The organism is Luteibacter sp. (genome assembly GCF_036499525.1).
Classification (GTDB): Bacteria; Pseudomonadota; Gammaproteobacteria; order Xanthomonadales; family Rhodanobacteraceae; genus Luteibacter.
The window spans coordinates 63,055-76,197 of the sequence record NZ_DASYDO010000071.1 but is presented as its reverse complement, the minus strand read 5'-3'; the positions used below and the strand labels follow the sequence as shown (position 1 = coordinate 76,197).

Sequence of the window (13,143 nt, the reverse complement as noted above, 5' to 3'; positions counted from 1 at the left end):
GAAAGTCGTGAAACTACACTGACACAATCATGTCACAAACGACTTTCTTCGGATCGTCGGGGCGACGCCCTGCGCACAAAAAGAAAAAGGCGCCCAGGTTCCCCTGAGCGCCTTTGCATTTGGTGGGCCGTGTAAGATTCGAACTTACGACCAATTGATTAAGAGTCAACTGCTCTACCAACTGAGCTAACGGCCCGTTTGAAACTTGCGTTGTAAGTGGGGTGGACGATGGGACTCGAACCCACGACATCCGGAATCACAATCCGGTACTCTAACCAGCTGAGCTACGCCCACCATAAAACTTCAATTGGCGCGCCCGACAGGAATCGAACCTGCAACCGTCGGCTTAGAAGGCCGATGCTCTATCCGATTGAGCTACAGGCGCAGGCACTGTACGTAGAACGCCAACTGGTCGGGGCAGAGGGATTCGAACCCCCGACATCCAGCTCCCAAAGCTGGCGCTCTACCAGACTGAGCTATACCCCGAAACTTCAAGCATCATCCCGATACATTGGGCTGAAGCCTTCAAATGTTACGGGTCAAAGCCAAGCCCGTCAATCCGTTTTGAACACACCACACTTTCAACAACCGCGACCGCCGCACAAACGCGATGGTCTTGCTTAAAGATGGTGCGCCCGGAGAGATTCGAACTCCCGACCACCAAGTTCGTAGCCTGGTACTCTATCCAACTGAGCTACGGGCGCACACTTTAAACCGTTGACCCGGAGACTACCGCCGTGAGGCGTTAGCGCCGTGCCGAGAAGCGGAATTATTCAGATATCCGGCGTGTGCGTCAACACTTTTTACATCTTTTTTTTCGCAAATCGGTAACACACCCGCACGCGAGGGGGTAAAAACGAGAAAGGGCGGCACACTGGCCGCCCTTTCCTCTTAGAGCTGTGTCGCCGGCTTCCCGACCTTGTCGGGTGCCGAGCCCGCGTCACCGCGTGGCGGTGGCGGTGGCGTCGACCCAGGCTTCTGCCAGTCAGCCGGCGGACCTGGCTCGCGACCGTTCATGATGTCGTCGATCTGGCGCGCGTCTATCGTCTCGTACAGCAGCAGCGTCTCGGCCATTACGTGCAGCTTGTCGATGTTCGTGGTGAGCAGGTCCTTGCTGCGCGCGTAGGCACGGTCGAGGATGGTGCGCACCACTTCGTCGATCTTGCGTGCGGTTTCGTTGGACACGCTCTTGTGCTGCGTGACAGAGCGACCGATGAAGACTTCGTCTTCTTCTTCGCCGTAAGTGACCGGGCCAAGCTCGTCGGACAGGCCCCACTTCGTGGCCATGTTGCGCGCCATCTTCGTCGCGCGCTCGATGTCGTTCGACGCGCCGGTGGTGACCTTGTCGTGGCCGAAGATGATCTCTTCCGCCACGCGGCCGCCGTACAGCGAACACAGCTGCGATTCGATCGCGACCTTGTTCATGCTATAGCGGTCGCCTTCCGGCAGGTACATCGTCACGCCCAGCGCGCGGCCACGCGGAATGATGGTGACCTTGTAGACCGGATCGTGCTCGGGAACGAGCCGTCCGATGATGGCGTGACCGGCTTCGTGATAGGCGGTGAGACGCTTCTCTTCGTCGTTCATCGCCATCGAGCGGCGCTCCGCGCCCATCAGGATCTTGTCGCGTGCGCGGTCCATGTGGCTCATGCGCACTTCGCGGGCGTTCTCGCGGGCGGCGAACAGCGCGGCCTCGTTCACGAGGTTGGCGAGGTCGGCGCCCGAGAAACCCGGCGTGCCGCGCGCGATGGTCATCGGGTCGACATCGGCCGCGGTCGGCACCTTGCGCATATGCACCTTTAGGATCTGATCGCGCCCCTTCACGTCGGGCAGGCCAACCACCACCTGGCGGTCGAAACGGCCCGGACGCAGCAGCGCCGGATCGAGCACGTCGGGACGGTTGGTGGCGGCGATGACGATGATGCCTTCGGTGCCTTCGAAACCGTCCATCTCGACCAGCAACTGGTTGAGGGTCTGTTCGCGCTCGTCGTGACCGCCGCCCATGCCGGCGCCGCGATGGCGGCCGACGGCGTCGATCTCGTCGATGAAGATGATGCAGGGCGCGTGCTTCTTCGCCTGCTCGAACATGTCGCGCACGCGGCTGGCGCCGACGCCGACGAACATCTCGACGAAGTCGGAACCGGAGATCGAGAAGAACGGTACCTTGGCCTCGCCCGCGATGGCCTTGGCGAGCAGGGTCTTGCCGGTGCCGGGGGGACCGACCATGAGCACGCCGCGCGGGATCTTGCCACCCAACTTCTGGAACTTGCCCGGGTCGCGAAGGAATTCGACGAGTTCGCCAACTTCTTCCTTCGCCTCGTCGCAACCGGCGACGTCGTTGAAGTTGACCTTGACCTGGTCTTCGCCCTGGAGCTTGGCGCGCGAGCGGCCGAAGCTCATGGCGCCGCGGCCACCCGAGCCCGCCTGCATCTGGCGCATGAACCAGATCAGCACGGCCACGAAGATGATGATGGGCAGCCAGTTGAACAGCAGGCCGATCAGGGAGAAGCCGTTATCGGCCGGCTCCTGGCGCAGTTCGACGCCCTTGTCGCGCATCGTCTTCACGAGGTCGCTGGTGGACAGGCCCACTACCGGCACCACGGTGCGATAGGAACCGCCGTCCTTCAGCTTGCCGGTGACCGTCGGCGGGGCGGTGGAGGTAATGGTGCCACTGGCGACGTTGCCGTTATCCACCTGCTGGGCGAAGGTGGTGTAGGACATGTCCTGCGACGCGCCGCTGTGCGGGTTGAAGGTCTGGAATACGGTTAGAAGGACCACCGCGATGATCAGCCAGAGCAACAGGTTTTTTGCCATCTCGTTCATGCGCGGTTCTCGCCTGGTTGCCGGGACGCGGACTTCAGTCCTGTCGCCAGCGCATAAACTTCCCGCGAACGCGCGCGGGAAGCCTTCGGTTTACGCATCGTCACGCGACTGAAGTCCGCGCGCAAGTTCTTGAGGTACTCGTCGAAACCCGCCCCCTGGAACAGCTTCACTAGAAATGAACCACCGGGCTTCAGCCAGTCGAGGCTGAATTGGCGGGCCAGGTCGCAAAGGTCCATGGCGCGGATCTGGTCGGCTAGTGCCACACCCGACATATTGGGGGCCATGTCCGATAGGACAAGATCGACCTTTTGACCTTCCAGCTTGCCTTCCAGCTCGTGCAGGACCGATTCCTCGCGGAAATCGCCCTGCATGAAATCCACGCCGGCCAGCCCTGCCATGGGCAGGATATCCAGGGCGATCACCTTGCCGGTATCGCCCAGACGCTGCCGGGCCAGCTGAGACCAGCCGCCCGGGGCCGCGCCGAGGTCGACGATGGTCATGCCGGGCTTGATCAGGCGGTCGCGGTCGATGAGCTCCTCGAGCTTGAATACGGCGCGCGAACGCAGGCCCTCGGCCTGGGCGCGCTTGACGTAAATATCGTCGAAATGCTCCCGAAGCCAGCGGGAACTGCTCTTGCTGCGTGACATCGGGTGGACCCGCGGAAGAAGTGGGCAAGCCTCGCATGATACCCTTTGCCGCCTATCCGCCGCGAACCGAAACTGAACGCATGCTCTCCCCTACACAGCGCCGCTACCTGCGCAGCCTCGCCCACGACCTCCGCCCCGTCATCCTCCTGGGGAACAAGGGAGCCACCGAGGCCGTCGCCAAGGAGCTGGCCCAGGCCCTCGACATCCATGAACTGGTGAAGGTGAAGCTTTCCGGGGGCGACAAGGACGAGCGCCAGGAGCAGATTGCCTTCCTCGCCGGCCAGACCGGCGCGGAAGCGGTCCAGGAGATCGGCCATGTCGTGGTCCTGTTCCGTCGAAACGAGCAGGATCCGAAGCTCGCCCTGCCCCGGTAATTCCCATGGACCTGTCGTTCGAACATCCCGGCGATTATCTTTTCGTGCGCCGCGTCGGCGCCGATACGGTCACGGTGGTCGACCGCGACTTCCACAAGAGCATCCTGCTGACACCGCAACAGGTCATCGAGGACTGGGACGTCACGGACGCCTCCCGCCTCACCCTGGCCGATGTCGAGAAGATCGCCGCCCTGGAGCCGGAACTCGTCCTCCTGGGCACGGGCGAACGCCAGGTGTTCCCGCCGGCCGAAGTCATGGCCGGCTTCCTCCGCCGGGGTATCGGCATCGAAGCCATGACCAATGGCTCGGCGGCCCGCACTTATAGCCTGCTTGCGGGCGAGGGGCGGCGGGTTCTGGCGGCATTCATCCTCCCATGAAGGCATAACCCAATGCGCATCCTCGTCCTTGGCGCCGGCGGCACCGGCGGATATTTCGGGGGGCGGCTCGCCCAGGCCGGACTGGATGTCACCTTCCTGGTCCGTCCGGAGCGGGCCCGCGTACTGGATGCGAAAGGGCTAGTGATCGTCAGCCCGTTCGGAGACGCCAGCCTGCGGGTGAAGCATGTGCTGGCCGAGACGGTGGCGGACGCCGGCTCGTTCGATCTCGTCCTGCTGTCCAGCAAGGCCTATGACCTGCATTCCGCCATCGAGGCCATCGATCCCGCGGTGGGCGAAGACACGGCTGTCCTGCCGGTCCTCAACGGCCTGGCCCACTATCCGATGCTGGACAGCCGTTTCGGTCCCGAGCGGGTCGTCGGCGGCCTATGCGTGATCAGCGCGGCCAGGGGCCCCAACGGCGAAATCATCCATTTCGGCAACGGCGCCTCGGTGACCTTCGGCGAGCGCGATGGGCAAGAGCATGCCGGACGGTGCGCCGCCATCGCCGAAGCCTTTGCCACCGCGAAGGTGGACTACAAACACTCCGACGACATCCAGCGCGACCTGTGGGCGAAGTTCGCCTTCCTCGCCACGCTGGCGGGAAGCACGTGCCTGTTCCGCGCCAGTGTCGGCGATATCGTCGCCACCGGCGATGGACGGCAGCTCATCGAGCGCATGTACGAGGAATGCCTGAACGTGGCCCGCGCCTCGGGGCATGCCGTACCCGACAACGCCCGCGCATTCGCCTGGAAGACGTTGACCGCGGAAGGCTCGACGCTCACGGCATCGATGCTGCGCGACCTGGAAGCGGGACAGCGGATCGAATCCGACCACATCGTCGGCGACATGCTTCGTCGTGCGCGCGATGCAGGTGTGGCGGCGCCGATGCTTGAAGTGGCGTATGCGCATCTTCAGGCGTTCGAAACGCGCCGCGACCGCGAAGCCCATTCCATGTAGGAGCGCGCCCTGCGCGTTTATGCCCGCGTCGGGTACGATATGTTTTGAGGCGGTGAGAAGCAGGGCCTGCTGTTCCTCGTGAAAAGCTGTCGCGCGCAGGGCGCGCTCCTACCTCGGTGGCAGGTACTGCAGCGGGTCGACTGGATTGCCGTCGCGACGGATCTGGAACTGCAGTTCGTCGCGGGTCGCGCCGGTGGAGCCCATCTCGGCCACGCTCTGCCCTGCCTTCACCTTCTCGCCTTCCTTCACCAGACGCTTCCGGTTGTGGCCGTACGCCGAGAGGAAGCTGTCGCTGTGCTTGATGATGACGAGTTCGCCATAGCCCACGAGGCCATTGCCGCTGTAGACCACCACGCCGTCGGCGGCGGCACGGACCGGGTCGCCCGCCTTGCCGCCAACTTCGATGCCGGGGATCGCGTCGCCGGATGAGAACTTCTTCAGCATGGTGCCGTCGGCGGGCCAGCGCCAGGCGATGCCGCCCACGCTGCGCGTGGCGCCCTTGGTGACGACGGGTGTGGAAGCCGGTGGATTCTCGACGGGTTCCGGGGCTTGGGTAGCGGGAGCCGTCGGTGCCGGGGGCGGCGGAACGAGGGACTCGGCCGGCTTGCCGGCAATGACCACCGGCGTGTTCGTCGTCGTGGCCGGCGCCGGCACGGCGGGAGGCGTCGTGTCGGACTCGGTGACGGGAGCGAAACCCTGCCGGGGTGCGGGGCTGGGCTGGTTCGGCTGGCTGGGGTGCCCGGCCGGCGGTGGCGGTACCGCGGCGACCACGGGCGCGGGATGCGTCGCCGGCGCGGCCGGCTTCGCTTCGCGACCCGGCGGCGACAGCCGCAGGTCCTGCCCCGGCCAGATCGTGTACGGCGACGCGATGGCGTTCCAGCTGGCAAGGTCGCGGAAATCCACCTTGTTGCGGAAGGCGATGCTATAGAGCGTGTCGCCCTTCACCACCCGGTAGCTGCCACCGGGCGCCGGCGGCGGCGTGGAGACCTTGGCTGGCGTGTAGCCACCGGCACTACTGCGCGTGACGACCACCGAACTGCGCGGAGCGAGGTCGCAGCCGGCAAGCACGAGGCTCGCGGCCAGGACGACCAGCAGGGCAAGCGGACGGGTCACGAGCATCGCGGATCTCCCTTCACGGTCACTCATCGCAACAGGAACCACCAGGCGGCAAGCAGGATGATGGCTACGATAACAGCCCACCCTATCCACTCGATGTGTTTGCGAAGCATCTGTTCAGCGCGTTCGCCGAAGACGCGCACCAGTAGCGCCAGCAGCCATACCCGCTTGCCGCGGCCGATCAGCATGCAGATGAGGAACGGCAACACCGGCACGCCGACGATGCCGGAGGCCCAGGTCACGAACTTCATCGGCACCACCGGCTGCAGCGCCGCCATCGCCAGCACGATGTACAGGCCCAGCGAATGCGCCTGCATATCCTGCTGCAGGTTGGCCACGCCTTTCTGGATCGGTGCCAGCAGGTGCATCGACTCAAGCAGCGGCTTCAGCGCCTCGTACGCGTAATGGCCGAGGGAATAGCCGACGAGCGAACCAAGCAGCGAGAACAGCAGGCTCCAGTTCGCGAAGCGGAATGCCTTGCGCGGCTGCGCAAGCATCATGGGCGCCAGCATCACTTCCGGCATCACCGGGAAGATGAAGGCTTCGACGAAGGAAAGTACCGCGAGGTAGCGGACCGCATGGCGATGGCGCGCCCAGACGATCGCGCGCTCGTACAGCGATGAAAACATCCGCATTCAGCCGGTTTCCTTATGATTGCCTGGCATCAACCAATGCCGCCCAGTAGCGGAACGAAGCTCACCGCGCCGAGGTCCTCGCGGTGGATCTCTCCGTTTTCGTCTTTGCGCATGCGCACCAGCACCTGCTGGCTGGGACTGCCCACCGGCGCAACGAGCACGCCGCCGGGCTTGAGTTGGTCGAACAGGACCGCCGGCACGCGATCGCCCGCCGCGGTAAGGATGATGGCGTCGAAAGGGGCGTCCGATTCCCAGCCGAGCTTGCCGTCGTCGTGGCGCGAACGCAGGTTCGCGATGCCGAGTTGACGGAAGCGGCGGCGCGCCTGGCGAAGCAGTTCCTCGATCCGTTCCACGGTATAGACGGTCGGCACGATGCCGGCGAGCACCGCGGCCTGGTACCCGGACCCGGTGCCGATCTCCAGTACGCGTTCCGGAATGCCGTGCTCGATCAGTGCCTCGGTCATGCGCGCCACGATCCAGGGCTGCGAAATGGTCTGGCCGTGGCCGATCGGCAGCGCGGTGTTCTCGTAGGCGCGCGAATGCAGCGCCTGGTCGATGAAATGGTGGCGCGGCAGCTGCCGGATCACTTCCAGCACGCGTTCATCGCGGATGCCCTCTTCCACGAGCTTGGCCACCAGGCGATCGCGCGCGCGTTGCGAGGTCATTCCCTCGCCGCGCAGGGCCGATGGAGGAAGTGCATGCATGTTCACCACGTCAGGCCGCCTCCTCGTCGTCCATCGCCGAGGAAAGCGACAGCATCCAGCTGCTGACTTTCTCCAGCGCCTGCACGCGCGTGAGGTCGGTGTGGATCGGCGTGACCGAAACGTAGCCGCGACGGACCGCGTCGAAGTCGGTACCGGGACCGTCGTCGTCGATCTCGCCGGGCGGACCAATCCACCACATCGCGCGGCCGCGCGGATCGGCCGTGCGGATGGCGGGCGCCGAGCGATGGCGCTTGCCGAGGCGGGTGACCTCGAAGCCGCGCACCTGCTCCCAGGGAAGGTCGGGCACGTTCACGTTGAGGATGGTGTCGGCCGGCAGCGGGTCGACGATGAGGCGGCGCATCAGCATCAGCACCGCGCTCGCGGCGGTATCGAAATGGCGGCCGGAATCCTCATGCGTGACCAGCGAGACGGCGATCGCGGGCAACCCGAGGAAGCGGCCTTCCATCGCGGCGGACACGGTACCCGAATAGATGACGTCGTCGCCGAGGTTGGCGGCACTGTTGATCCCGGACACGACGATGTCGGTCTCGTGGTCGAGCAGGCCCGAAAGCGCCAGGTGCACGCAGTCGGTAGGCGTACCGGCGACGCGGTACGCGCCGCTGTCCAGCCGGTGCACGCGGATGGGCGCATCGAGCGTGAGCGAATTGCTCGCGCCGGAGCGATCGCGATCGGGAGCGACCACCGTCACCGTACCGAACTCGGCCAGACGCTCGGCCAGCACCTGGATGCCAGGGGCCTCCACGCCGTCGTCGTTGCTAACCAGAACTTGCATGCTGATCCAGATCGAAAAACGGGCGGGGCGACCCGATCTCGAGGGAGCCGCCCGACCGTCCAAGTCTACCGGAGCGGGCCGCGGGATTCACGGAACGGCCACGCAGACACCGTAGGTTAGGATGGGGGCATGACGCGACGCCCGCCGAAGGTAAACGACGACGACAGCCGCCTGTTTCGCGAGGCGATCGGGGAAGTTCGCCCTCTTCCCGAGGTCGAGGCCGTGCCCGAAAAGCCGCGTCCGGCGCCGCATCCGCACATGCGCGACGCCGACGAGGCCGCCGTGCCCGCGGATTCCATACTGTTCGATTACGACCCGGCCGATCTCGAGGTGGGCGAGGAATTGTCGTACCTGCGCGACGGCTACCCTCCCCGGCTGCTGAAACAGCTGAAGCGCGGGCAGTTCAGTATCCAGGCCGACGTGGACCTGCACCAGATGAACGCGGCGGCGGCACAGCTGACCATCTCCGAATTCCTTGCCGAATGCCGGCACGACGGAATTCGTTGTGTGCGGATCATCCATGGCAAGGGCCTTCGCTCGAAAGCCGCCGGCCCGGTGTTGAAGGGGCTGACGGATCGATTGCTACGGCGGCGTGACGATGTGGTGGCTTTTGCTTCCGCGCGGCCGATGCAGGGCGGGACCGGGGCGGTGGTCGTGCTGCTGAGAGGAACGTAGGAGCGCGCCCTGCGCGCGACATCTTTTCGCGACAGTCCCGGAGCTGGCGCGCAAGCTCCGGGTCATGGCCTCAAAACATGTCGCGCGCAGGGCGCGCTCCTACGAAATCACCGCCAGTTCGCGGATTACCGTGGTGGCATAGGCACCGGCCGGAAGGCCGAAGGACACTTCAAGCGCACCATCCTCCAGCCCACGCCACGCGAAATCGCGCGGCTGCAAGCGCAGCGCGCGGCGCTCCTGGTCCATGCGCGCATCGGCCAGGCCTTTCGCAAGATCCTCGTCGCGTGAAGCGACCGCCCGCTCCAGTTCACCGGCAGCATCGCCCGCAGGCGTTTCGCCGCGGCCCCATAGCGGCCCGGACGGATGGATGTCGAAACGACCCAGCCTTTCAGCCAATGTGTCGTTGAACGGCTCAGGCCCGAACCACGAACGTGAACCGTCGAGCGCCCAGATCTCGCCATCCATCGGCGCATCCCACGTGCCGGCAGCCACGCGCTCCGCGAGCACGCCGTTGAAGATGTGCGAACGCGCCGCCGAAAGCAGGATGGAACGTTTGTCGCGATCAACGCGCCGCCCGCCGAACATCGCCCGCGCCTGCGCCACGTTGCCGCCACCAAGCCCGAAACGCTGCTCGCCGAAATAATTGGGCACGCCGCGCGCCGCGATGGCGGCGAGACGCGCTTCCGCTTCCCCGCGGTCGCCTTCGATCTCGCGTAGCACGAGCACGAACCGGTTTCCGCGCAACGCCCCGCGCTTGAGTTTGCGCGAATGCCGGCCCAGTGACCGGATCGAAACTTCCGCATGCGGAAACGTCGACCAGTCCGGATCCGCCTTGCCCGGCAACTGCACCGTGAACGCCTGCCGCGTCACGGCGTGCCGATCCTTCATGCCCGCGTAACCGACATTCATCGGCGCCGTACCGGCGAACTTCGCCAGTTCGCGTGCGACCCAGTCGGTGTTCGTCCCGCGCTTCTCGACGATCAGGAAGGCGTGCTCGCCCGCGCCGTCCGGCTCGTACCCAAGGACCTCCTCGACGAAGAAATCCTGGGGCGTCGCGCGAAGACGCGCACGCAGCGGCGGCGCGCCGAAGGCGAAGGGGAGTTCGGTGTCGCTCATGGAAAGTCCTACAGCAGGAACAGCGTGGCGAGGCCGAGGAAGATGAAGAAGCCCCCGCTATCGGTCATCGCCGTGATGAGCACGCTGGAGCCCAGCGCAGGATCGCGCCCGAGCTTCGTCATCAGCATGGGAATGCCCACGCCCATGAAGGCCGCGAGAAGAAGGTTCAGCGTCATGGCGGCCGTCATCACCACGCCAAGCGGGATGCTGCCGTAGAGCATCCACGCGACGATGCCGATGGCCCCGCCCCAGACGATGCCGTTGACCAGCGAGACGGCCAGCTCCTTGCGCCACAGGCGCCTGGCCTGCGACACGCCGATCTGCTCAAGCGCCATCGCGCGCACGATCATCGTGATGGTCTGGTTGCCCGAGTTGCCGCCAATGCCGGCCACGATGGGCATGAGCGCCGCGAGGGCCACGAGCTTTTCGATGGAATGCTCGAACAGGCCGATGACGCGCGAGGCGATGAAGGCGGTGACGAGGTTGATCGCCAGCCAGGCCCAGCGGTTGCGCACGGACTTCCACACGGAGGCGAAGATGTCTTCTTCCTCACGCAGGCCGCCGCGTGACAGCGCCTCGGTTTCGCTCTCCTCGCGGATGAAGTCGAGCATCGCGTCGACGGCGATACGGCCGATCAGGCGCTGCTGCGCATCGACGACTGGCGCCGTCACCAGGTCGTAGCGCTCGAAGGCCTGGGCCACGTCGTAAGCATCGTCTTCCGGACGGAAGGTGTTCACGTCCGGCGCCATGATCTCGTGGACCATCTTCTCGGGCGGATTCACCAGCAACCAGTGCAGCGGCAGCACGCCGGTGAGCACGTTGTCCGCATTCACGACGAACAGCTTGTCCGTTTGCGCCGGAAGCTCGTCGAAACGTCGCAGATAGCGCAGCACCACCTCGAGGCTGATGTCCTCGCGGATGGTGACCATGTCGAAGTCCATCAATGCACCGACCTGGTCGTCCTCGTAGGACATCGCGGCCTGCACGCGCTCGCGCTCCTGCGCGTCGAGGCTGGCCATCAGTTCCGGCAGTACCTCGGTCGGCAGGTCGTCGACCAGGTCGGCCAGCTCGTCGGCGTCCAGTGGCTCGACGGCGGCGAGGATCTCGCGATCGTCCATGTCCGCGATCAGCGTTTCGCGGACGGAATCCGAGACTTCCAGCAGGATGTCGCCGTCGCGATCCGAGCGCACGCGCTGCCAGACGGCGAGACGATCCACCAGCGGCAACGATTCGAGCACGTCGGCCAGGTCAGCTGGATGCAACTCGTCGAGCCGCGACTGCAGTTCCGCATCGGCGGCATCCAGCGCGGCGTCGTTGCCGCCTGGCACCGCACCCGCGAACGCGAGCAGGTCTTCCCTGCGCCGAAGCAGGTCGGTGATCGCCTCCAGCCTGTCGTGCAGGCGAGGCGTCGCCGGGCGCGGTTCGATCTCGCTCATGCGCGCAGTACCAGGACTGTGGCGAGCGCCGCGATGCCTTCACGGCGACCGGTGAAGCCGAGGGTTTCGGTCGTCGTCGCCTTGATGCTGATGCGGTCCACGTCCACGCCGAGGTCCGCGGCGATGATCTCGCGCATGGCCGACGCGTGCGGGCCTACCTTCGGCGCTTCGCAGGCGACGGTCATGTCCGCGTTGCCGAGTTCGTAGCCTCGTTCTTTCAGCATCGCGCCCACCGCGCGAACGAAGCGGCGGCTATCCGCTCCACGCCACGTCTCGTCGGATGGCGGAAAGTGCTTGCCGATATCGCCCAACGCCAATGCACCGAGCAACGCATCGCACAGCGCGTGCAGCACCACGTCGCCGTCGGAATGCGCCAGCACGCCGTGCGTGTGTGGCACGCGCACGCCGCCCAGCATCACGTGGTCGCCCTCGCCGAATGCGTGGACGTCGAATCCCTGGCCGATGCGCATTACCGTGTTCTCCCTAGAAGGAACTCCGCCAGCGCGAAATCGGCCGGCGTGGTCACCTTGATATTGTCTTCCGAGCCTTCCACCAGCAGGGGCGACACGCCCTGCCGTTCCATGGCCATCGCCTCGTCGCTCACCACGATACCCGCTTCGCCGGCAAGGCGAAGTGCATGGACCAGCGCCCCGCGACGAAACATCTGCGGCGTGAATGCCCGCCAGCGACCCTCGCGCGGTTCGGTGTCGATGCTGTGACAACCGGCATCCGCGCGCTTCAGGGTGTCGCGCAGCGGTGCGCCCAGGAGCCCGCCGTCCACCTGCCCTGCCCGCTCGATCAGGCGCGAGATGTCATCCGCGCGTACGCACGGACGCGCGGCGTCGTGGACGAGCACGAAGTCGTCGTCGCGAACGGACGCAGGCAGCGCCAGCAGCCCCGCCAGAACCGAGTCGCTGCGCTCGCCACCGCCGATGGCGACCCGCAGCGGCTTGCCGCCAATGCTGTCCACCGCGGCGAAGTGTCGGTCGTCCGCAGCGATGGCCACCATGAGGCCGGCGATCGAGGGATGCGCCGCCAGACGCTCGAGCGTGTGGTCGAGCATTGGCCGCCCTCCGATCGGCTGATATTGCTTCGGCCGGTCGCCGCCTGCGCGGACGCCCTTTCCGGCGGCCGGCAGGACACACCACAGCGCGTCCATCACTGGCCGCCGGGCGCGACGGGGGGCGGCGGCGGCGGCGCGCTGGTGGCCGCCCCCGGTTCGACCACCTGATAAAAGGTTTCGCCCGGCTTGACCAGGCCCAATTCCTGCCGTGCGCGTGCCTCGGTGGCCTGCTCGCCATGCTTCAGGTCTTCGACGTCGGCGGCCAGGGCCTGATTACGCTTCTGCAGCCCCGCGTTCTCCTCGGTCTGCTTCCTGACCGATTCGCGCAGGGAATCGACCTCGGCCATGCCCCCACCGCCGACCCACAGCTTCAGCTGCAGTGCGATGAGGACGATGACGAGGATCAGGCCGACCCAGCGCAGGATTG

At 65.7% G+C, this 13,143-nt stretch carries 15 protein-coding genes and 5 tRNA genes; 4 read left to right on the top strand and 16 right to left on the bottom strand.

Annotated features, from left to right (window positions below; translation table 11 throughout):
* Nucleotides 1-120: 120 nt before the first annotated feature.
* The 7 genes from VGM71_RS15065 to rlmE form a co-directional block, all read right to left on the bottom strand.
* Nucleotides 121-196: transfer RNA gene (locus VGM71_RS15065), tRNA-Lys, on the bottom strand.
* Between the two features lie 21 nt (nucleotides 197-217).
* Nucleotides 218-294: transfer RNA gene (locus tag VGM71_RS15060), tRNA-His, on the bottom strand.
* Between the two features lie 14 nt (nucleotides 295-308).
* Nucleotides 309-385 (bottom strand) — tRNA-Arg (locus tag VGM71_RS15055).
* A 24-nt stretch (nucleotides 386-409) separates the two neighbouring features.
* A tRNA-Pro gene (locus VGM71_RS15050) sits at nucleotides 410-486 on the bottom strand.
* A gap of 141 nt (nucleotides 487-627) precedes the next feature.
* Nucleotides 628-704 (bottom strand) — tRNA-Arg (locus VGM71_RS15045).
* Between the two features lie 187 nt (nucleotides 705-891).
* The gene (gene ftsH / locus VGM71_RS15040) at nucleotides 892-2,823 is read right to left on the bottom strand and encodes an ATP-dependent zinc metalloprotease FtsH (protein WP_331546593.1); all 1,932 of its coding nucleotides are present in this window, start codon (nucleotides 2,821-2,823) and stop codon (nucleotides 892-894) included.
* A complete protein-coding gene (rlmE, locus tag VGM71_RS15035; protein ID WP_331546591.1) occupies nucleotides 2,820-3,470 on the bottom strand; it encodes a 23S rRNA (uridine(2552)-2'-O)-methyltransferase RlmE in 651 nt (216 codons plus the stop codon). The genes ftsH and rlmE overlap by 4 nt, the downstream gene beginning before the upstream one ends.
* 80 nt (nucleotides 3,471-3,550) lie before the next feature.
* Here rlmE and yhbY point away from each other — a divergent pair, with 80 nt between their 5' ends.
* From yhbY to panE, 3 genes are read left to right on the top strand one after another with little or no spacing between them, the layout of a single operon-like run.
* On the top strand, nucleotides 3,551-3,844 hold the full coding sequence (yhbY, locus tag VGM71_RS15030) for a ribosome assembly RNA-binding protein YhbY (RefSeq protein ID WP_331546589.1): 294 nt from the start codon (nucleotides 3,551-3,553) through the stop codon (nucleotides 3,842-3,844).
* A 5-nt stretch (nucleotides 3,845-3,849) separates the two neighbouring features.
* Nucleotides 3,850-4,221, top strand: a complete 372-nt coding sequence (locus tag VGM71_RS15025; RefSeq protein ID WP_331546587.1) for an Mth938-like domain-containing protein — start codon at nucleotides 3,850-3,852, stop codon at nucleotides 4,219-4,221.
* 12 nt (nucleotides 4,222-4,233) lie between these two features.
* Nucleotides 4,234-5,178 carry a 2-dehydropantoate 2-reductase gene (gene panE / locus VGM71_RS15020; protein ID WP_331546585.1) on the top strand — a complete coding sequence of 315 codons (945 nt, stop codon included), beginning with the start codon at nucleotides 4,234-4,236 and terminating at the stop codon, nucleotides 5,176-5,178.
* Between the two features lie 108 nt (nucleotides 5,179-5,286).
* On the opposite strand, the gene VGM71_RS15015 is transcribed toward panE, so the two are convergent.
* From VGM71_RS15015 to surE, 4 genes are read right to left on the bottom strand one after another with little or no spacing between them, the layout of a single operon-like run.
* On the bottom strand, nucleotides 5,287-6,297 hold the full coding sequence (locus tag VGM71_RS15015) for a peptidoglycan DD-metalloendopeptidase family protein (RefSeq protein ID WP_331546583.1): 1,011 nt from the start codon (nucleotides 6,295-6,297) through the stop codon (nucleotides 5,287-5,289).
* A 23-nt stretch (nucleotides 6,298-6,320) separates the two neighbouring features.
* Nucleotides 6,321-6,929, bottom strand: coding sequence for a DedA family protein (locus tag VGM71_RS15010; RefSeq protein WP_331546581.1), 609 nt, complete (start codon nucleotides 6,927-6,929; stop codon nucleotides 6,321-6,323).
* A 29-nt stretch (nucleotides 6,930-6,958) separates the two neighbouring features.
* Nucleotides 6,959-7,594, bottom strand: coding sequence for a protein-L-isoaspartate(D-aspartate) O-methyltransferase (locus VGM71_RS15005; protein WP_331546579.1), 636 nt, complete (start codon nucleotides 7,592-7,594; stop codon nucleotides 6,959-6,961).
* A 49-nt stretch (nucleotides 7,595-7,643) separates the two neighbouring features.
* Nucleotides 7,644-8,426: a 5'/3'-nucleotidase SurE gene (gene surE / locus VGM71_RS15000; RefSeq protein WP_331546577.1), complete on the bottom strand. Its 783-nt coding sequence runs from the start codon at nucleotides 8,424-8,426 to the stop codon at nucleotides 7,644-7,646.
* A gap of 129 nt (nucleotides 8,427-8,555) precedes the next feature.
* On the opposite strand from surE, the gene VGM71_RS14995 reads away from it, so the two are divergent.
* The gene (locus VGM71_RS14995) at nucleotides 8,556-9,101 is read left to right on the top strand and encodes a Smr/MutS family protein (protein WP_331546575.1); all 546 of its coding nucleotides are present in this window, start codon (nucleotides 8,556-8,558) and stop codon (nucleotides 9,099-9,101) included.
* Nucleotides 9,102-9,200: 99 nt separating this feature from the next.
* Here VGM71_RS14995 and truD read toward each other — a convergent pair whose 3' ends face one another.
* Genes truD through ftsB form a run of 5 tightly spaced genes read right to left on the bottom strand, consistent with a single transcriptional unit; the run spans nucleotide 9,201 to nucleotide 13,141 of the window.
* Nucleotides 9,201-10,217: a tRNA pseudouridine(13) synthase TruD gene (gene truD, locus VGM71_RS14990; protein ID WP_331546573.1), complete on the bottom strand. Its 1,017-nt coding sequence runs from the start codon at nucleotides 10,215-10,217 to the stop codon at nucleotides 9,201-9,203.
* Between the two features lie 8 nt (nucleotides 10,218-10,225).
* Entirely contained in the window at nucleotides 10,226-11,653 is a 1,428-nt protein-coding gene (gene mgtE / locus VGM71_RS14985) for a magnesium transporter (protein WP_331546571.1), read from the bottom strand.
* Nucleotides 11,650-12,123 carry a 2-C-methyl-D-erythritol 2,4-cyclodiphosphate synthase gene (ispF, locus tag VGM71_RS14980; RefSeq protein WP_331546569.1) on the bottom strand — a complete coding sequence of 158 codons (474 nt, stop codon included), beginning with the start codon at nucleotides 12,121-12,123 and terminating at the stop codon, nucleotides 11,650-11,652. Before ispF ends, mgtE begins: the two co-directional genes overlap by 4 nt.
* Nucleotides 12,123-12,812, bottom strand: a complete 690-nt coding sequence (gene ispD / locus VGM71_RS14975) for a 2-C-methyl-D-erythritol 4-phosphate cytidylyltransferase (RefSeq protein ID WP_331546567.1) — start codon at nucleotides 12,810-12,812, stop codon at nucleotides 12,123-12,125. Before ispD ends, ispF begins: the two co-directional genes overlap by 1 nt.
* The gene (gene ftsB, locus VGM71_RS14970; protein ID WP_331546667.1) at nucleotides 12,812-13,141 is read right to left on the bottom strand and encodes a cell division protein FtsB; all 330 of its coding nucleotides are present in this window, start codon (nucleotides 13,139-13,141) and stop codon (nucleotides 12,812-12,814) included. The genes ispD and ftsB overlap by 1 nt, the downstream gene beginning before the upstream one ends.
* Nucleotides 13,142-13,143: the final 2 nt, after the last annotated feature.